The organism is Cupriavidus sp. 05L411 (genome assembly GCF_056398045.1).
In genome coordinates this window covers 191,432-210,075 of sequence record NZ_JBFTOQ010000004.1, presented here as the reverse complement: position 1 = coordinate 210,075, position 18,644 = coordinate 191,432, and the positions used below count along the sequence as shown (strand labels likewise).

Annotated in this window: 15 protein-coding genes; 7 read left to right on the top strand and 8 right to left on the bottom strand. The window is 62.1% G+C overall.

Translation table 11 applies throughout. The features are described from left to right. Positions 1–172: 172 nt before the first annotated feature. Complete coding sequence (locus AC1DQR_RS06425) at positions 173–1,060, top strand: isocitrate lyase/PEP mutase family protein (protein ID WP_477132744.1); 888 nt, start codon at positions 173–175, stop codon at positions 1,058–1,060. A gap of 41 nt (positions 1,061–1,101) precedes the next feature. On the opposite strand, the gene AC1DQR_RS06420 is transcribed toward AC1DQR_RS06425, so the two are convergent. Both AC1DQR_RS06420 and AC1DQR_RS06415 read right to left on the bottom strand, forming a co-directional pair. After that, positions 1,102–3,378, bottom strand: coding sequence for an FdhF/YdeP family oxidoreductase (locus AC1DQR_RS06420; RefSeq protein ID WP_416048504.1), 2,277 nt, complete (start codon positions 3,376–3,378; stop codon positions 1,102–1,104). A 69-nt stretch (positions 3,379–3,447) separates the two neighbouring features. Then, positions 3,448–6,228, bottom strand: coding sequence for an ATP-dependent Clp protease ATP-binding subunit (locus tag AC1DQR_RS06415; RefSeq protein WP_477132743.1), 2,781 nt, complete (start codon positions 6,226–6,228; stop codon positions 3,448–3,450). Between the two features lie 524 nt (positions 6,229–6,752). Between AC1DQR_RS06415 and AC1DQR_RS06410 the strand changes: the two genes are divergently transcribed. After that, entirely contained in the window at positions 6,753–7,559 is an 807-nt protein-coding gene (locus tag AC1DQR_RS06410) for a family 1 encapsulin nanocompartment shell protein (protein ID WP_416048502.1), read from the top strand. An 83-nt stretch (positions 7,560–7,642) separates the two neighbouring features. Here the strand turns inward: AC1DQR_RS06410 and AC1DQR_RS06405 are convergent, their stop codons facing one another. Both AC1DQR_RS06405 and AC1DQR_RS06400 read right to left on the bottom strand, forming a co-directional pair. Further along, positions 7,643–7,840 carry a hypothetical protein gene (locus AC1DQR_RS06405; RefSeq protein WP_174427735.1) on the bottom strand — a complete coding sequence of 66 codons (198 nt, stop codon included), beginning with the start codon at positions 7,838–7,840 and terminating at the stop codon, positions 7,643–7,645. 97 nt (positions 7,841–7,937) lie between these two features. Next, positions 7,938–8,093 (bottom strand): DUF2474 family protein, encoded by a 156-nt coding sequence (locus AC1DQR_RS06400; protein WP_416048501.1) that lies wholly within the window; start codon positions 8,091–8,093, stop codon positions 7,938–7,940. A 209-nt stretch (positions 8,094–8,302) separates the two neighbouring features. Between AC1DQR_RS06400 and AC1DQR_RS06395 the strand changes: the two genes are divergently transcribed. Further along, the gene (locus AC1DQR_RS06395; protein WP_477132742.1) at positions 8,303–9,361 is read left to right on the top strand and encodes a Dyp-type peroxidase; all 1,059 of its coding nucleotides are present in this window, start codon (positions 8,303–8,305) and stop codon (positions 9,359–9,361) included. 79 nt (positions 9,362–9,440) lie between these two features. On the opposite strand, the gene AC1DQR_RS06390 is transcribed toward AC1DQR_RS06395, so the two are convergent. From AC1DQR_RS06390 to AC1DQR_RS06380, 3 genes are all read right to left on the bottom strand, one after another. Beyond that, complete coding sequence (locus AC1DQR_RS06390; protein WP_477132741.1) at positions 9,441–10,361, bottom strand: bestrophin family protein; 921 nt, start codon at positions 10,359–10,361, stop codon at positions 9,441–9,443. A gap of 125 nt (positions 10,362–10,486) precedes the next feature. Beyond that, entirely contained in the window at positions 10,487–11,494 is a 1,008-nt protein-coding gene (gene cydB / locus AC1DQR_RS06385) for a cytochrome d ubiquinol oxidase subunit II (protein ID WP_477132740.1), read from the bottom strand. Positions 11,495–11,498: 4 nt separating this feature from the next. Beyond that, positions 11,499–12,899: a cytochrome ubiquinol oxidase subunit I gene (locus AC1DQR_RS06380; protein ID WP_416050478.1), complete on the bottom strand. Its 1,401-nt coding sequence runs from the start codon at positions 12,897–12,899 to the stop codon at positions 11,499–11,501. A gap of 478 nt (positions 12,900–13,377) precedes the next feature. Between AC1DQR_RS06380 and fdhD the strand changes: the two genes are divergently transcribed. From fdhD to AC1DQR_RS06360, 4 genes are all read left to right on the top strand, one after another. Further along, on the top strand, positions 13,378–14,247 hold the full coding sequence (fdhD, locus tag AC1DQR_RS06375) for a formate dehydrogenase accessory sulfurtransferase FdhD (protein WP_416048497.1): 870 nt from the start codon (positions 13,378–13,380) through the stop codon (positions 14,245–14,247). A 295-nt stretch (positions 14,248–14,542) separates the two neighbouring features. Next, positions 14,543–15,607, top strand: coding sequence for a GTP 3',8-cyclase MoaA (gene moaA / locus AC1DQR_RS06370; RefSeq protein WP_477132775.1), 1,065 nt, complete (start codon positions 14,543–14,545; stop codon positions 15,605–15,607). A gap of 46 nt (positions 15,608–15,653) precedes the next feature. Further along, positions 15,654–16,232, top strand: a complete 579-nt coding sequence (locus AC1DQR_RS06365) for a molybdenum cofactor biosynthesis protein MoaE (RefSeq protein WP_416050476.1) — start codon at positions 15,654–15,656, stop codon at positions 16,230–16,232. 43 nt (positions 16,233–16,275) lie between these two features. Continuing rightward, positions 16,276–16,533 (top strand): MoaD/ThiS family protein, encoded by a 258-nt coding sequence (locus AC1DQR_RS06360; protein WP_416048496.1) that lies wholly within the window; start codon positions 16,276–16,278, stop codon positions 16,531–16,533. 63 nt (positions 16,534–16,596) lie between these two features. On the opposite strand, the gene AC1DQR_RS06355 is transcribed toward AC1DQR_RS06360, so the two are convergent. After that, on the bottom strand, positions 16,597–18,021 hold the full coding sequence (locus tag AC1DQR_RS06355; protein ID WP_416048495.1) for an aminotransferase-like domain-containing protein: 1,425 nt from the start codon (positions 18,019–18,021) through the stop codon (positions 16,597–16,599). Positions 18,022–18,644 lie beyond the last annotated feature (623 nt).

Below are 18,644 nucleotides of genomic sequence, written 5' to 3'. Positions count from 1 at the left end.
ACGAAACGTTTCGCGAAACGTTTCATAAAAATAAAGGAACATTCTCGCACGAATCACTCGTTGGGGTGCGCGCGTAAGTTATTGATTTATCTGGAGATATGAAAAATCCAGCCGTTGGCATGGATTGTGCTGAAAGGGGATCTCCTTCATTCAGAGTCCAGAGGTAAGTGCCATGTCATCTCATTCAGCCAGCCGCCGCGCGACATTCCGCCGCAAGGTCGACGAGCGCAGGGGCCTGCTGGCGCCCGGCGCGTTCAACGCGCTAAGTGCCCGCATCATCGAGGACGCCGGCTTCGAGGCGCTCTACCTGACGGGCGCAGGCGTGACCAATATGTCGTTCGGGCTGCCCGATCTGGCCTTTATCGGGCTGCAGGATATCGCCGAGCATACGGCCCGCGTGCGCGATGCCGTTGACCTGCCGCTGATCGTGGACGCGGACACGGGCTTCGGCAATGCGCTGAACGTCCGCCACGCGGTGCGCACGCTTGAGCGCGCAGGTGCCGACGCCATCCAGATCGAGGATCAGGTGCTGCCAAAGAAATGCGGCCACTTTGCCGGAAAGGCGGTGATTTCGACCAGCGAGATGATTGGCAAGCTTCACGCGGCCGTCGATGCGCGGGAAGACAGCAACCTGCTGATCGTGGGCCGCACGGACGCCTGCGCCGGGCACGGCATCGAAGCCGCGATCGAGCGCGGGCATCGTTTCGTCGAAGCCGGCGCGGATATTCTCTTTATCGAGGCGACCGAGTCGCTCGCCGATATCCAGCGCCTGCCCGCGCTGTTCGATACGCCCCAACTGATCAATGTCGTGATCGGCGGCAAAACGCCGACCCTGCCGCGCGACGAACTCGGCAAACTGGGCTACGGCATCGTGCTGTACGCGAACGCGGCGCTACAAGGCGCGGTCCACGGCATGCAGCAGGCGCTGACCGTGCTGCGCGACAGCGGGCGGCTGGACGAGGATCCGTCGCTGGTCGCATCGTTCAGCGAACGCCAGCGACTGGTGAACAAGGTGCTGTTCGACCGCCTCGAGCAGCAATACAAGGCGGGCGAGGAATAGCATCGGCGCCAGGCTCTATGCCCGGCGCATCCATAGTCAATTCAATTGCCAGCCGCACGTGTCACGCGAACGGGAATGGATTTGTATGACGGCGTGCCGCTCTCCTTGTCGATGTAATCGAGCGGCACCAGTACGTTCGCCTCCGGATAGTAGGCAGCCACCGATCCCCGCGCGATGCTGTAGGCGATCGCCGTGATGTTCTTGAGCCGCAGCGGCCTGTCCGAGACGATGGTTTCGATGTCGACCAGGTCTCCGTGTTCCAGTCCATGCGACGTCAGGTCGGCCTCGTTCATGAACAGGACGTCGCGGCGCCCGAACACACCGCGATAGCGATCATCCAGGGCGTAGATCGTGGTGTTGTACTGGTCATGGCTGCGGATCGTGATCAGGCGCAGCACGTTCTCACCCCCGAGAACCTCCGCGTCCTCGTGCACGCCGCCGTACACGGAGAACTCGGCCTTTCCCGAGGGCGTAAGCCACTTGCGCTCGGTCGGCGGCAATGGAAGGCGGAATCCGCCCGGCGTGCGGATGCGTTCATTGAAGGCTTCGAACCCCGGGATGGTCCTGTCGATCAGGTCACGGATCTTGTCGTAGTCGGCAATCAGCTCCAGCCACGGCACCTTGCTGTCCGGCAAGGTTGCGTGCGCGATGCCGGCAACGATGGCCGGCTCCGAGCGCAACTGCTCGGATGCGGGAGCAAGCTTGCCGGCCGATGCGTGGACCATGGACATCGAGTCTTCCACCGTGATCGATTGCGGCCCGCTCTGCTGCACATCGAGCTCGGTACGGCCAAGGCACGGGAAGATGTAGGTTTCCTTCGCCACCAGGAGGTGCGTGCGATTGAGCTTGGTGCCGACGTGCACGCTCAGGTCGAGCTTTGCCATCGCCGGAAAGGACTGTTCGGGATCCGGAAGTGCCACGGCGAAATTCCCGCCCAGGCAGATCAGGGCCTTCGAGGCACCATGGATCATCGCTTCCATGGCATTAACGGCGTCGTGGCCGTGTTCGCGGGGAAGCTGGAAACCGAAGACGCCTTCGAGCCGCTTGAGGAAATCCTCCGACGGCTTCTCCGTGATGCCGACCGTGCGGTTTCCCTGGACGTTGGAGTGCCCGCGCAGCGGACATATGCCAGCGCCAGGCTTGCCGAAGTTACCGCGCAACAGCAGCAGGTCGGCGATCAGGCGGACATTAGCCGTGCCCTTGTTATGCTGGGTGACGCCCATGCCGTACGTGACAATCACGGCGTTCGACTTCGCATAGGCGATGGCCACCTGCTCGAGATCGGCTTGCAATAGTCCGCTCGCCTTTTCGATGTCCTCCCATGTCGTGGCCTCCAGATCCGCAGCGAAGGCGTCGAAGCCGGTCGTGTGCGCGGCGATGAATTCACGGTCAAGCACGTTGCCCTGTTCCGCCTCCATCGCCATCAGCGACTTCATGATGCCCTTGAGCGCGGCCGCGTCGCCGCCGGCATTGACCTGGAAGTAGGTCGAGGCAATCCGGGTCGAGCCGTAGGTGGCCATCTCAAGCCAGTTCTGCGGATCGGCAAAGCGCTCCAGGGCGCGTTCGCGCAGCGGATTGAAGACGATGATCGGCACGTTGCGCCGTGATGCCTCGTGCAGCGTGCCCATCATCCGCGGATGATTCGTGCCCGGGTTGTGGCCGATTGCGATGATGAGATCGCACTTGTCGAAGTCGTCAAGCGATACCGTGCCTTTGCCGATACCGATCGATTGCGGCAGCCCGACACTGGTCGGCTCGTGACACATGTTCGAGCAGTCAGGGAAATTGTTCGTGCCGTACTCCCGCACAAAGAGCTGGTACAGGTAGGCGGCCTCGTTCGACGCCCTGCCGGACGTATAGAACTCCACCTGGTCTGGCGGCAAGCTGCGCAGGATCTGCCCGATCCGGCCGAACGCCTCCTCCCACTCGACAGCCCGGAATGTATCCGTGGCGCGGTCGTACACGAGCGGATGCGTCAGCCGGCCCATGTCCTCCAGTTCGAAATCCGACCGCTGCAGCAGCGATGAGACGGTGTTGTCTGCAAAAAACTCCGGGCGCACGCGCTTGGTCGTCGCCTCCCACGTGACGGCCTTCGCGCCGTTCTCGCAGAACTGGAAGTTGGAGCGGTGCTCCTTGTCGGGCCAGGCGCAACCCGGGCAATCGAAGCCGTCGGGCTGATTGGTCCGAAGCAGCGTGATCGGGGCCTTGATGGTTTCCATCTGCAGCCGGATGGCCTGGGCCGTCGCTCGCAGCGCTCCCCAGCCGCCAGCAGGGCCGTCGTATTCCCTGATGCCGGGCACTTCGCGTCGATTGGTCATTTGATGAACTCCATGGATGAAAAATGTGGCGCTATGCAATCGAGCCGGCCTGACGCGTCTCGGTGTCCACTATGCGGCCGACTTCTTCGGCTTTGATCCGGCACGACGCTCCGGATCCGTCTCCTTGGACGTGGTTCCATCGGGGAGCGGGGTGCCCTTTGCCTTGGGCTCGGCCTGGCGCTTGTCGAACCGAATGTCACCGCTGTCCTTGTCGTAGTCGATCGTGGCGCTGTCGCCCGACTTCAGCGCGTCACCGAGAATCTCCTTGGCGAGACGCGTTTCGATGATCTGGCGAATCTGGCGCTTCAGTTCGCGTGCGCCGAACTCGGGCTGGTAGCCGACGTCGACCAGATGGTCGACGAGCGCCTCGCCAAAGCTGAGCGTGATGTCTTGTGCTGCCGCGGTACGCACGATGCGATCGAGCTGGATGTGCACGATCGCGCGGATGTTCTCCTTGGCCAGTGCGTTGAACACGATGATCTCGTCGATCCGGTTCAGGAACTCCGGACGGAAGTGCCCCTTCAGCACGTCCATCAGCGCCTCGCGGACTGCCTTGTCAGGTTTGCGCGCGGCCTCGGGCYGCGCCAGGTTMTCCATGATGATGGCRGMSCCGAGGTTGCTGGTSGCGATCAGGATCGTGTTGCTGAAGTCGACCACACGGCCTTTGCCATCGGTGAGCCGACCGTCGTCGAACACCTGCAGCAGCACGTTGTAGACGTCGGGGTGCGCTTTCTCGATCTCGTCAAGCAGGATCACGCTGTAAGGACGCCGCCGCACGCGCTCGGTCAGCTGGCCGCCCTCTTCGTAGCCCACGTAGCCCGGTGGCGCACCGATCAGGCGCGCCACCGCGTGGCGCTCCATGTACTCGGACATGTCGATGCGGATGATCGCCTGCTCGTCGCCAAACACGGTTTCGGCCAAGGCCTTCGCCAGCTCCGTCTTGCCCACGCCGGTGGGTCCCAGGAACAGCAGGGTCGCGATCGGCCGGTGCGTCTGGCCGAGGCCCGCGCGCGACAGACGTACCGCATCGCTCACCGCGACCACCGCATCCTCCTGGCCAACCACCCGTTCGCGCAGCTTCGCCTCCATGGCCAGGAGCTTCTGCCGCTCGGCCTGCGTGAGCTCGGCAACTGGAATGCCAGTGAGGCGAGACACGACCTCAGCCACTGTCGCCACCGTCACCTCGAGCGTCTCCGAGCCTGTCTTTCGCTGCCACGCCTCCATCGCCTCGTCGAGCTGCTTCTGCTTCTCGCCGATGCGCTCCTCGAAGCGCTTCGCCTCGTCAAAGCGCTTGCGCGACGACGCATAGTCCTGCTCGCGCTTGAGCTGCGCGGCTTCCGCTTCCAGTTCCTGGATCGCGGCCGGACGGGATGTCGCGCCGATCCGCACCCGTGCCGCGGCCTGGTCGATCAGGTCGATCGCCTTGTCGGGCAGGAAGCGCGATGTAATGTAGCGATCTGCGAACTCGGCCGCCGCAACGAAAGCATCGTCGGAGAAGGTCACCTGGTGATGCGCCTCCAGCTTGTCACGCAAGCCGCGCAGGATCACGATGGTCTGCTCGACGCTCGGCTCCGGCACGAGGACCGGCTGAAAGCGCCGCTCGAGTGCCGCGTCCTTCTCGATGTACTTCTGGTATTCATTCAGTGTCGTTGCGCCGATCAGGCTGAGCTCGCCGCGCGCCAGCGCAGGCTTGAGCACATTGGCGATGTCGAGGCCGCCCTCGCCCCCGCCCTGCCCGGCCCCGACGATCGTGTGCAACTCGTCCACGAACAGGATCAACGAGTCCTGCTTCGCGGTGACCTCCTCGATCAGCTTTTGCGCGCGCTCCTCGAATTCGCCACGGTACTTCGCTCCCGCAACCATCGCGTTGATATTCACTTCGACGAGCCGCTTGTCGCGCAGGACCTCCGGCACGTCGCCGTTGACGATCCGCTGCGCGAGTCCTTCCACGATGGCCGTCTTGCCGACCCCCGGCTCGCCGATCAGCACGGGATTGTTCTTCTTGCGCCGGGCAAGCACCTCGATCGTGCTCTCGATTTCCTGCGCGCGGCCAAGCACCGGATCGAGCTTGCCCTGGCGTGCCATGGCGGTGAGATCGCGGCCAAACTTGTCCAGGTTGGGCGTGCCTGTGCCGCCTTCGATGCGGCCATCCTCCGCGCCCTTCCCCACCACCTTCACGACCTTCTGGCGCAAGCCTTCCGGTGTCACGCCATACTTCTTGAGCAGGGCTCCCGCGATGCTCTCGGGTACCGCGGCAAGGCCGATCAGCAGATGCTCGGGCCCGACGTACGAGTGGCCCAGCTCGTGCGACGCCTGGAAGGCAAACTGAAAGGCCTTCTTCAAACGCGGCGAGATCGTCATCCGGTCGAGCGGCGCGTCGGGGGCCGCTTCGCCTGTGCGCGCGTGCTCGTCGATGTAGGTCTTGATGTCCTGCGCCGAGATCTTGAGTTCCTTGAGCAGTGCGCCGGCAATGTCGTTGTCGGCAAGCACGTACAGAAGATGCTCCGTGTCGAGCTCGGCGCGGTGCAACTCGTGCGCCTTTTCTGCCGCGCGCTGCAACAGTTCTAGCGTCTGCTCGCTGAAGGCGTCCGTGGCATCGACCGATTCGCGCGGCACCTCGGCAGAGAACGAGCCCGCATCGTCGGCCTCGCCACCCATGCCCCCAAACAGATGGGACAGCCCGCTTGCTCCGCTCAACAAGGAGTCGAACGGGTTCAGCATGTTCTGGTGCCGCAACATCTGCCGGTAGTGATAGTCACAGATTGAGAGTGTCCTGCGCTTGCCGTTCTCCATCACGGTAACCCGGGCAACCGCGGGGCGTGCATTACAGATATCGCAAAGGTCTGGCATGGCGTGAAAATCCCTGTTGATTGAAGCCTTCAGACTGTTCGAATCGGATGCGGCATGGCAGCCGGGTTGTTCTGGAGATGCGAGGCCGAGAGGCCACTGGAATCATCCAGCTGTTGACTGATTCTTCTGCCCCCGTCTTGGTGTGTTTCCGACTTCGTCGCAGCAAGATCAGCCTGTGGCTAACATAGCTGATCGCCAGGCCGCCGCAAAGATACAGTTGATAACGATCGGTACGCGTCGACTGTGCTGTCCCTCTTTTCCATCTGTTCGGTGAAGGAAAACTGGATGGCATGCGATGCGTGCGGCGGCACGGTTCCTGGTCTCCGGGCGTGGCAGCGAGCACCGTTTAGAGCACAGTGGGATCAGCTCTCACAATACGACGCGGCAGAAGCCTTGCTGTGCTCTTGCCCGGCCCGTGACGTTCATTGAGAATGATCGAGCAACGACGCAACGACGCAACGAAGACGGTATGACGATCCAACGCGTAGCGACTAGTTCAGCGACCAGTCAAAGGAAGCCTTCAAATGAACAATCTCCATCGGCAGTTGGCGCCAATCTCCGAAGGTGCTTGGGAGCAGATTGAACAGGAAGCATCTCGCACCCTCAAACGCTACTTCGCCGCTCGGCGTGTTGTTGATCTGATTGGACCGAAGGGTCTCGAATTCTCCGCGGTTGGCACTGGCCAACTGCGGGAAATCGCACCGCCGGACGATGGCATCGAAGCGGGCCAACGCGATGTGCGGGCGCTGGTGGAACTACGGGTCCCGTTTGCGCTGTCGCGCCTGGAGATGGATGGCGTCGAACGTGGGTCGAACAATCCCGACCTGCAGCCACTGAAGGATGCGGCGCGCAAGCTCGCACAGGCCGAGGATCGCATTGTCTTCGAAGGCTATGCGGCGGCCGGGATTCAGGGAATCTCTCAGGGGGCCGGCCATGCCGCACTGGACCTTCCACCCGATATCGGCGAATATCCAGCCGCGGTGGCGCAGGCGGTAGACCAGCTGCGCCGTGCTGGCGTCGATGGGCCCTACAGGCTACTTCTGGGCGACAAGCCATTCACAGCCGTGAGCGGGGCCACTGACAACGGATATCCTGTTCTACGCGACATTCGCCAGCTTGTGGACGGTGACATCATCTGGGCGCCGGCGATGGACGGCGGCGTGGTGCTCACCGAGCGGGGCGGCGATTTCGAACTGCACATCGGCCAGGACGTATCCATTGGGTACCTTGACCATACCGAAGCCACCGTTCGATTGTATTTTCAGGAAACGCTCACCTTTCTCATGCTGACCGCCGAGGCAGCCGTCGTGCTTGGACGCTCGGGGCGGTAGATGACCTGCCGAGCGGCGCGTATGCCCGTCGACCATCTGATGGCAGTGGCCACCGCCGCCACATGGCGGGACCGGGAGCACACTCACCCGCCCAGTTCTTGAAACGCGTGGCCATTGGCTTGCAGTTCCTTCAGGAGCCCGGGCGGCAGCTCGCTCTGCCAGACATGCCCCTCGAACTGCCACTGACTTGCATCCTGGAGGTCGGGCAGGCCTGCCCCCTTCAGCACGTAGAGTCCCAGCGTCGGCTTCTTGAGATGGATGTAAAAGTCAAATTCCTGCATGTTCGGGCTCCCCACTAAAACGCAAGGGCCTGCCTTGGCCAGGCCGCACGCGTCAACAGACACCTCCGATCGATGAACACAGGGTCCATCCTTGTATTCAATGAGACCTGAATCCAATGGCCCCCATCGCGAGCCGGATGAGTGCCGCGACCAAAGCGACTGAAAGCACGCCGGCGGCCCAGAGCCCAACTAGCCAGAATAACTGGCTCCAGCGGCTGCGCCACCTTGAAGCCCGATTGAGCAAGTTGTTCATCTCTTTGATCCTCCGGAGTGACCAGCGACGCTTGCGTTCGGCGAACTTAACCTTCCCACGCAACAAGCAGGCCATCCACCAAGCATAGGCACCTTTGAATGATAGGATAGACAGCGGTCCGGTTATCGCGAAGTCATCGCGCGGTTATCGCGAACAGTCATTTATCATTCCACCATTCCTGAAACTCGTCCTGGAAGACACTCGTCAACATGGCAAACATCATCCCCGAGCAGCAAGCCGTATGTAGTCCGATCACCCGTAGCGCGATCTTCATCGTCGCGGTCCTGTCCGCGGGCGATGACAGCGCGGATACCGTGCGCGCATTGTGTGCGGATATCGGCGCCCTCGTTCGTGCCGTGGGAAAGCGAGTCCCCGGTGGCAACCTCTCGTGCGTCTGCGGATTTGGTTCGGAGGCCTGGGACAGACTGTTCGGAGACCCCCGTCCCGCTGGCTTGCACCCCTTTCGCGAATTCGGTGCCGGCGACCGGCGCGCCATGGCGACGCCGGGCGACCTGCTCCTGCATATTCGCGCCGACCAGATGGACCTGTGCTTCGAACTCGCAACACAGCTGATGAGCCGGCTTGGCTCGGCCGTGTCGGTGGTTGACGAAGTGCATGGCTTTCGCTACTTCGACATGCGCAGCATGGTCGGCTTTGTCGATGGCACCGAGAACCCGACGGGCGCCGAGTCCGTCCGCTTCACGATCATTGGCGATGAGGACCCCTCGTTCGCCGGGGGCAGCTACGTGATGGTGCAAAAGTACCTGCATGACATGGCTGGCTGGAACAACCTCTCCGTCGAGACGCAAGAGCGAATCATCGGCCGCACGAAGCTGTCGGACATCGAGCTCGATGCAGCGGTCAAGCCGTCGTCGTCGCATAGTTCGCTCACTACGCTTGAGGAAGGCGGGGAGGAGGTGAAGATCCTGCGCGACAACATGCCTTTTGGCCAGCCGGGCAAAGGCGAGTTTGGCACGTTCTTCATCGGGTATGCCCGCTCGCCCAAGCCGCTGGAGCAGATGCTTGAGAACATGTTCGTCGGGCGGCCGCCTGGAAACTATGACAGGCTGCTTGACTTCAGCAGGGCAGTCACCGGCGGCCTGTTCTTCATTCCATCGGCGACGCTGCTGGAAGACCTTGCCGAGCGTCACCCGAATGCCATTCAAACGGATAGCGCAGGTCATGGCTCCCCTTTGTCGCCGGAGGCGCAACGCCAGGACGGTTCCCTGAAGATTGGTTCGCTCAAAGCGGCATCGGAAGCCGATTGACCGGGTTGACCGGGTTGATCTGGCTGACATGCTCGGCATCTGCTGACTCCTGCTGACTCTTGCCAATCGGGAAGATCGGCTACGTGAATTGATAAGGCCGCACCGCTACCGTTTCCGCCGGTATCTCGCGATCGCAAAGCTCGAGAATCGACCGCTCGATATTGCGCGTCATGGCATCGAGCGCCAGCGCGTTCGGTGCTAGTCCGAATGGCTCGGCGACTTCACTTGCGATCGCCTCCAGTGCAATCAGCGTGTAGGAGATGAAGACGCATAGCAATGGCGTGAAGAACTCCGTCGAGTCGACCAGGCCAAACGGAAGCAGTACGCAATAGGCGTAGACCGTGCGATGCAGCAGCACGTTATAGGCAAATGGAATCGGCGTGGAGACGAGCCGCTCGCACCCCCCAAGCGCCTTACCCAGCTCGTTGATCTGGGTGTCGAGTATCCAACGCGTGGTGTCGGCTCCAGCTGCTTGTCCCTGGTAGCGGGCGAGGCTGCGGCGGAGGTCATTCAGCAAGGCCGTCGGCGTGTAGGACTTCCCATGCAACGCCGCCATTTGCTCAGGGCCGAGGAAGCGGCGCAGGTCCTCTGCCGGGTCGGTCGCGCGCAACCGATGCTTAAGCGCGTAGATGAACGCGATCAGCGTATTGGCGAGTCGGGTGCGATCCGCCGCCGCCAGATGTTCTGGCAGATAGCAGAGCATCTGCGAAGTGAGCGAGCGCGRTGCGATCAGCAGGTTGCCCCACAGGTGGCGAGCCTCGTTGAAACGGTCGTAGCTCGCGTTGTTCCGGAACGCGAGAAAGATGGCCAACGCCAGGCCGAACAGCGTGAATGGCGCCGTATTGAGCGGGATCTTCTCGCCAAACACCTTCCCATGGGTAAACACGGCCAGGCTGCTGACAGCCCCCATGAAAACAAGTTGGGGAATGATGGTTTGCAATACCGAACCGTTCCAGACGAACAGCATCAGGAACCAGTTTTGTCTCGGCCTCACAATCATGGCGTCTTCTTCTCCGACATTGCTGCGGGTGGGGGATGCTCCAGGGCTAGCGGGAGCGAACTGCGGTGCGGCCACGCAGTCCGGCAAGGGACCGGAACGCCGGCGCGACCGGTATCTGGCATGCGTCAGTGATAGCCGGCATCGCCCTCGCGCACCTTGCCCCGGAATACCCGGTATTGGAGTGCGTTGTAGACCAGGATGACCGGTAGCACAATGACAGTGCCAACCAGCGCGAAGAGCTGGCTGGACGGGCTGGAAGACGCTTCCCAGATCGTCAGCGACGGCGGAAGAATGTTCGGCCAGATGCTGATGATCAAGCCGCTATAGCCGAGCAAGCACAGCGCAAGCGTCAGGAGAAAGGGGGTCGCTTCGTGGCGCAGCCGGACTGCGCGGAAGATGCCCCATACACAGGCCAGCACCAGGACAGGCACCGGCAGGAACCAGCCAAGGTTGCCGCTGCCGAACCAGCGATGGGCCACCGCGGGCAATCCCAGCAGCGTCCAAAGGCTGACGATCGCGATGGCACCCAGCAGCACGCACACCAGAGGCCGCATCAGCAGCCGCATCTTGCGCTGCAGTTCACCGTCCGTCTTCAGGATCAGCCATCCGCAGCCCAGCGCGGCGTAGGTAAGCAGAACGCCGATGCCGCAGAACACGCTGAATGGCGAGAGCCAGTCGAATGGTCCTCCGGCAAAACGGCCGTCGACAATCCGGATCCCCTGCAGGAGCGAACCCAGCACGATCCCCTGGCAGAAGGACGCCAGCGCGGAGCCGCCAATAAAGGCGAGATCCCACAGATGCTGCGTCCGGTTTGCCTTCGCCCGCAGCTCGAATGCCGCGCCCCGGAAGATCAGGCCGACGACCATCAGGATCAGCGGCAGATAGTTCGCCGGCAGCAGCGTAGCGTAGACGACCGGGAAGGCGCCGTACAGCCCGGCGCCCCCGAGCACCAGGAAGGTCTCGTTCCCATCCCAGACCGGCGCGACGGTATTGAGCATCACTTGCCGGTCTCCCTTGGCTTCGAAGAATGGAAACAGGAGGCCGATGCCAAGATCGAATCCATCCAGCATCACATAGATAAAAACGCCGAGGCCGATGATGGCGGCCCAGATCACGGGCAGATCGATTGACATGGCATCATTCTCCTTCCAGCGCATCCGAGGGTGCGGCCAGTGCGCGACTACGCAATCCCGGGTGCTTGAGCAAGGCGGCGGCATGCGAGTTCAGCACTGGTCCGCGCGTCATCAGCTTCATCATGTAGTAGACGCCCATCCCGAAGACCAGGAAGTACACCATGACGAAAATCAGCAACGAAACCCCGGCAAGCTGGGCGCTGATCGGAGAGACGGAATCTTCCGTGCGCAGCACGCCGTACACGGTCCAGGGTTGTCGGCCGACCTCGGTCGTGATCCAGCCCGCCAGCATTGCGATCAGCCCGGATGGCCCCATGCACAGCACCAGCCACTGATACCAGCGCGTTTCGTAGAGGCGGCCACGCTTTCTCAGCAGCAGGCCGAGCAGCGCKGTCAACAGCATCAGCATGCCGAATCCCGCCATGATCCGGAACGTCCAGAACAGGATCGGCGAGTATGGCCGGTCCTGCCGCGGAAATTCCTTCAGGCCGCGAATCTCGCCATCCCAGCTGTGCGTCAGGATCAGGCTGCCGAGATGAGGGACCTTCAGCGCGTAGTGTGTCTCTTCCGACTCCATGTCGGGAAGCCCGAACAGATTGAGCGCCGTGCCGCCCTGCTCCGTTTCCCAAAGACCTTCGATCGCTGCGATCTTGGCCGGCTGATACTCGCGCGTATTGAGGCCATGCGCGTCACCCACGACGATCTGGACCGGTGTCACCAGGAGCAGGATCCACAGCGCCATCGAGAAGCTGCGCTTGACTGGCACATCGCGCCGCCCCTGCAACAAGTGCCAGGCGCCGCACGCAGCGACCATGAATCCCGCCACGATGAACGCCGCGATCGTCATGTGCGCGAGGCGATAGGGAAAGGACGGGTTGAACACCACCATCAGCCAGTCGACCGGGACAATGCGGCCGTTCTCCATGGCGAATCCTTGCGGGGTGTGCATGAAGCTGTTTGACGCCAGGATCCAGAATGTGGAAATCAGCGTACCCAAGGCAACCATCAGTGTCGCAAAGAAGTGCGCGCGGGCACTCACCCGCTGCCAACCGAACAGCATCACGCCGAGAAAGCCTGCCTCGAGAAAGAAGGCCGTCAGTACCTCATACGTCAGCAGCGGTCCCGTGATGTTGCCCGCCACCTGCGAGAACCCGCTCCAGTTCGTGCCGAACTCGTAGGCCATCACAACGCCGGAAACCACGCCCATGCCGAAGCTGACCGCGAATACCTTCGACCAGAACAGGAACATGTCCTTGTAGCTGCTATCCCCCGTCGCCAGCCAGCGCCATTCCAGCACGGCGAGGAAACTCGCCATGCCGATGCTGATCGCTGGAAAGACGATATGGAATGACACGGTGAAGGCAAACTGCAGCCTGGCAAGATGTAAGGCATCGAAGATTTCCATGATTCTCACTTGCACCTGGAAGGACGGGTCCACGGCATCAGCCAGGACCGCGCGATTCAAATCGAAGATGGCCCATCCGGATCGCGTGAGGTTGGGGGGCACGCCGAACCGGCTAACCGGAGACGCACCGGACCGCGAGGGCATCAAATCTGGATACGACGATAGTGCAGTTTTGAGAGGGCATGCAAACGAATGTCGCTGCACGAGAACTGTGTTCCGTCGATTCGTATTGAGCTGTGCCCGAAAATCGGGTGCGCATCGCGATAGCATGCAAACTGTGTTCTGCCTGACAGAAATCAGGGCGTTCGCATACAGCTTGCGGCAACAGCAGCGGTCATCGGATCTGTGCTCTAGCGATTCGGCCCGGCGGCGCATATAAATCCAACTGTCAGGCTTGATGCGGACTGCCCACGGCATGCGGCATGCCGTACTCACGAATGTTCTGAGCTGCTGAATTCATGCCTTCAAGGGGTTCCCAATGTTGCAATGCCCATCCGTCATTGATCGAACCGGTAGCGTCGAGTGCACGGTGATACGCCACAGACACGGCGAAGAGTTTCCGATCTCGGATCACATTGCGGAAGAACTGCCCGTTGCGCTGGTGTTCAACGGCATCTCGCACGCCGTGATGATGGCCACGCCCATCCATCTGGAAGCGTTCGCGCTGGGCTTCTCGCTCAGCGAAGGGATTGTCGAGCGCGCCTCCGACGTGTTCGATATGGAAGTGCTCTTCCATGCCGGCAGCGCGGAAGTGAGGCTGACAATATCCCAGGAGGCGTTCGCCGCCCTGAAAGGAAGGCGGCGATCTCTCGCCGGGCGTTCGGGATGCGGCGTCTGCGGAATCGAGAGCATCGCGCTGCTGGACCTGGAGCCGGCGCGCATTCTTCACGCGGGCTCGGCGGCTGACATCGGCACCGAGGCCGTCTGGCGCGCCACTCGCGAGTTGCCCGAGCACCAGGTGCTCATGCGCAAGACTGGAGGCGTCCATGCCGCGGCCTGGTGCGCCAGGGACGGTGCCGTGCTCGAGGTCTTCGAGGACGTCGGCCGGCACAACGCCCTCGACAAGCTGATTGGCCAGCTTGCACGAAGCAAGGCAGACACGCGTGCCGGCTTCGTTCTGCTTTCCAGCCGCGCTAGCTACGAGCTTGTGCGCAAGGCCGCGCGCCTCCATATCCCGATGATCGCGACAATTTCGGCCCCGACAACCCTCGCGATCGACATCGCGCGCCAGGCGGGGATACGGCTGCTTTGTTTCTGCCGTGGCGACGGCTTCGTGGAGTACACGCCTGCGGCCTGCGACGCGGCAATCGATGCCGTGCCGGCGAGAAAGCAGCACGGGATACGGTGAAGGGCCATGCACCGATGCGCTTCCCGCAGGGCATTCTCGCGCTTCGCGATGTGTAACTGTACTCTTCGGATTCCCGGCGAACTGTATGCGCGATCCCGCGCAGGACCGGCTTATGCTCAGTCCAGGCCACCTGCATTGGCCGTGCATTAGCAGACCGGCCGCTTTCGCCCTCCGGCCTGAAGCCTTAAGACAGATGCCGGAGACCGGCCCTTTCCACAGTCTCGCCTCGCATGCCACCGAATAGATCGTGAGCGCCATCAAGCAGAACGTTGCCTCCCTCTTTGCCGACACCCGCATATCGGCTGACGTCGATGCCGATGCCGATGCCGATGTCCTTGACAGGCTCGGTCGCCCGCTGCGCGATCTGCGCCTCTCGGTCATCGACCAGTGCAACTTTCGCTGTACGTACTGCATGCCACGGGAGGTCTTCCCTGCCGACTACGCATTCATGCCGTCGGCCGACCGTCTGTCGTTCACGCAGATGGTCAAGATCGCAAGATCATTTACGTCGCTCGGTGTCGAGAAGATCCGCATTACCGGGGGCGAGCCACTGCTGCGGCGCGGCCTGGAAGCACTGGTGGAGCAACTAGCGAAGCTGACGACCTTGTCCGGCAAGCCGTTGGAAATCGCAATAACGACAAACGGCACGCTGCTCGCCGCCAAGGCCCGCGCGCTCAAGGACGCCGGCCTGAGCCGCGTGACTGTCAGTCTCGACGCGGTAGAAGACGCCGTATTTCGTCGCATGAGCGACGCCGACGTGCCGGTATCGCGCATCCTGGACGGCATCGAGGCCGCGTCCGCCGCCGGGCTTGCGCCGGTCAAGGTCAACTCGGTGGTGCAGCGGGGCGTGAACGAAAGCCAGATCCTCCCACTCGTACGCCTGTTCAAAGGCACTGGCGTGGCGGTGCGATTCATCGAATATATGGACGTCGGCGGGGCGGACTTCTGGTCCGATGCCGCGGTACTCACGGCTAGGCAGACCCGGGATAGGGTCGAATCCGTGTTTCCCCTGGCCCCCGTCGAACCGGGGCCGGGAGCGAGCACCGCGGTCCGCTACCGTCACACGGACGGCGGCGGCGAGGTGGGTTTCATCGCAAGCGTATCGCAGCCGTTCTGCGGATCGTGCTCACGTGCGCGCGTTTCGGCTGACGGTCAACTCTATACCTGCCTGTTCGCCAGTCAAGGGACCAGCCTCAAACCATGGCTGTCGGAGAGCGAGTCGGAGGCACAGCTGGCGCAGGCGATCCGTCTCCAGTGGACCGGCCGCGCCGACCGCTATTCCGAGCTGCGCGCAACGGCCCGCAGCAACAGGCAGAGTCAGCGTTACCCGACTGTCCGCATGTCGCTCGTCGGGGGTTGAATCTTCACCAATGGGTACGAAACGAGCCGATACCTGGAGAACAACAATGACATCAACGTTCCATCCAAAGATGACAGCCGGCGATGCACCCGGCACGGGCAGTGAGGCCCGCGCCGAGGACGTCGCGCAGAGCACGGAGAGCGCGGACTTTGCGCAGCGTGCCATCGCGGCCGGCTTCGAGGTGCGCGTGCAGCACCAGCCGATCGACTTCGCAGCGCAGATCGATCCCATCATGCGCAATCCCAATGTGGGTGCGGTTGTGAACTTCCTGGGTGTCGTGCGCCAGTTCGGCGACGTCGACGATGTGGCGGCGCTCCAGATCGAACACTATCCAGGAATGACCGAACGGGCACTATGGAGCATCATCGAGGAGGCGAACGCACGGTGGCGACTGGATGCCGTGAAGATCGTGCATCGGATCGGTCGTATCGCGCTCGGCAATCCGGTGGTCCTTGTCATCGTCGCGTCGCAGCATCGTGAGGCAGCGTTCGATGCATGCGAGTTCCTGATGGATTTCCTCAAGACCTACGCGCCCTTCTGGAAAAAAGAGATCCGACGCGACGGCACATCGGAATGGGTCGGATCCAAGGCAAGAGACGAGCTGGCTGTGAACCGCTGGGGCTGACCCCTTGCCCATCCAGCCAGAAACCCAAGGTAGGACAGCGCACATGAAACTCACCATCAGGTACTTCGCTAGCATTCGTGAACATCTTGGCGTCACGCAAGAGATCGTCGATATCCATGCGCCCGGGATCACCGTAGAGGGCATCAGGGAAACGCTCGCATCGCGAGACGCCCGCTCGGCGCAAGCGCTGCAGACCCACCGGCCGGTACGGGCCGCTGTCAACCTGGAACTGGTTGATGGTGCCTTCGTGGTGCGCGAGGACAGCGAGATCGCGTTCTTTCCGCCTGTCACGGGCGGCTGATCGATGCCTGACGGCAGGGCCCCGGACGGAGGGCCACCCCGGCATCGCCCCACCCGCCTGCCGTCAGCGGGCACACATCGAGACCAGCTTGCCGACCTCGATCACCGCTTCCTCGATCCGGCTCGACCACGGGCTGCTGTAGTTGAGGCGGATAAAGTTCCGGTAGCTGCCGGAGTTCGAGAACATATACCCTGGCCCGATCGTGATGCCGCGGTCTAGCGCTAGCTGATAGAGCTGCATTGCGTCGACCTTCGGGGGTAGCTCGATCCAGAGCACGTAGCCGCCGGCCGGGCTGGACATGCGCGTTCCCTCTGGAAAAAAGCGGGAAACCATGGCGCGCATCAGGTTGGCCTGCTGCGCGTAGGCCTTGCGAATCCTCCGCAGATGATGCTCGTAGCCGTCACGCTCGAGATACTCCGCGATGGCAAGCTGCGGCACCGTCGGGGTTGCCAGGGTGTTCAGGAACTTGAGCTTCTCGACCTGATCGCGGTAGCGGCCCGGCAGCGCCCAGCCGATGCGATAGGCTGCCGTCAGGCTCTTCGAAAACGACGAACAATGCAAAACAATGCCCTTGCGGTCATAGGTCTTCAACGTGCTGGGATGCGTGCCGCCGAAATACAGCTCGTTGTACACGGCATTCTCGATGACCGGAATGTCCGCTCTCGTCAGTAACTCGACGAGTTCCCGCTTGCGTTCATCCGGCATCTGGAAGCCAAGCGGATTCTGGAAGTTGGGCATGACCATGCAGGCTGCAATCGGCTGCGACTTCATAATCCCTGCGAGGGCGGCAATATCGATGCCGTACTCGGGATGCGTCGACACCTCGATCGCCTTCATGCCCATGCGCTCGATCGCGTGCAGCATGGCGTAGAACGTTGGCGATTCGACGGCAATCACGTCCCCTGGCTTTGCCACTGCCTGAAGGCAGATATTGATCGCTTCGGTCGCGCCTACGGTGACGATGATCTCGTTCGGGTCGACCGGCATGCCGTTCTCAAGGTAGCGGCGCGCGATCTGCCGGACCAGGCGCGGATTGCCTGGCGGAAGCGCGTTCGTCACGTTCCAGAGCGTCTTTTCTCGGCCAGCCATATAGGCGTACCGGTTCAGCTTCTCGAACGGGAACATAACGGGATCGGGGTACGGCGAGCCGAGCGGCACGGCATCGCCGGCGCCGATCGAGCGCAACGTCGAAAGCACCAGCCGGCTGACGTCCACCGAGGCAGACATGGCGATCGGCTTCGAAGCTCGCAACTCTTGCATTTGCCGCTCGTCGCTTCCGCGCTGCAGGTCGACGAAGTAGCCGGACTGCGGCCGGCTCACCAGCAGGCCACGGCTTTCCAGCAGCAGGTAAGCATGAAGTACCGTGGTGATACTGATCCGGTGTTGCTGGCTAGCCTGCCGAACGGAAGGCAATCGTTCGCCATGGTGGTAGACGCCCTGCTGGATCAGCCGCTCGATATCGTCGGCAAACTTCTCGTAGAGCTTCATCGGACGCTCCGTCCAACCGGATCACCGCCAGGTGCATCGCGGTGGCAGATGTTCTGATCGTCCGATTGCGACTGCGCTTGTGGCTGCGTTTGTGGCTGCGCTTGTGGCTGCGATTGCGCGGCAGAACCGCATGTATCAACGCCGATGGCACTGTTGCCGGGCAGCGCAATGATGTCGAGTCGTCCGGGGTGCAACCCAGCGGCAAGGTGGGGGTGGGCTTCGCTTGTCTTCCCTGCTTCGTCTCTCACGACGGTAGCTCCGATAAATGCGCGTCACCGAGCCTTGGGGACTGGAACTGGCCACGCGTGATTTTGTTGGAAGGAATAGTAGGGGCGAAGCTGTATTCATAAGAAGCACACATGCGTGCGCCAAAATAGAACACAGTTGCAGTCTAGGCGTGAGATATGGAAAGCTGTACTTCACATCGCGATGCTGTGCGCAGATCGCCACGTGACAAGCTATGCCGAAGGGAAGTTATTGGTTCCGCCAAGACGAAGCGGATCCGGACGCACTGGGACGAAGTGCTGTGCCGCACCGCCGTCGAAGGCAGCATTCCGTATCCTCGGCATCACCGGTTCGCAGCGGCACAGGGTGCAGTCGTCGGTGCCGGCCTTCACGGGGGC

Coding starts and splice junctions, on each gene's coding strand:
- AC1DQR_RS06425 (WP_477132744.1), top strand. CDS start 173: ATGTCATCTCATTCAGCCAGCCGCCGCGCGACATTCCGCCGCAAGGTC.
- AC1DQR_RS06420 (WP_416048504.1), bottom strand. CDS start 3,378: ATGACCAATCGACGCGAAGTGCCCGGCATCAGGGAATACGACGGCCCT.
- AC1DQR_RS06410 (WP_416048502.1), top strand. CDS start 6,753: ATGAACAATCTCCATCGGCAGTTGGCGCCAATCTCCGAAGGTGCTTGG.
- AC1DQR_RS06405 (WP_174427735.1), bottom strand. CDS start 7,840: ATGCAGGAATTTGACTTTTACATCCATCTCAAGAAGCCGACGCTGGGA.
- AC1DQR_RS06400 (WP_416048501.1), bottom strand. CDS start 8,093: ATGAACAACTTGCTCAATCGGGCTTCAAGGTGGCGCAGCCGCTGGAGC.
- AC1DQR_RS06395 (WP_477132742.1), top strand. CDS start 8,303: ATGGCAAACATCATCCCCGAGCAGCAAGCCGTATGTAGTCCGATCACC.
- cydB (WP_477132740.1), bottom strand. CDS start 11,494: ATGTCAATCGATCTGCCCGTGATCTGGGCCGCCATCATCGGCCTCGGC.
- fdhD (WP_416048497.1), top strand. CDS start 13,378: ATGTTGCAATGCCCATCCGTCATTGATCGAACCGGTAGCGTCGAGTGC.
- AC1DQR_RS06365 (WP_416050476.1), top strand. CDS start 15,654: ATGACATCAACGTTCCATCCAAAGATGACAGCCGGCGATGCACCCGGC.
- AC1DQR_RS06360 (WP_416048496.1), top strand. CDS start 16,276: ATGAAACTCACCATCAGGTACTTCGCTAGCATTCGTGAACATCTTGGC.
- AC1DQR_RS06355 (WP_416048495.1), bottom strand. CDS start 18,021: ATGAAGCTCTACGAGAAGTTTGCCGACGATATCGAGCGGCTGATCCAG.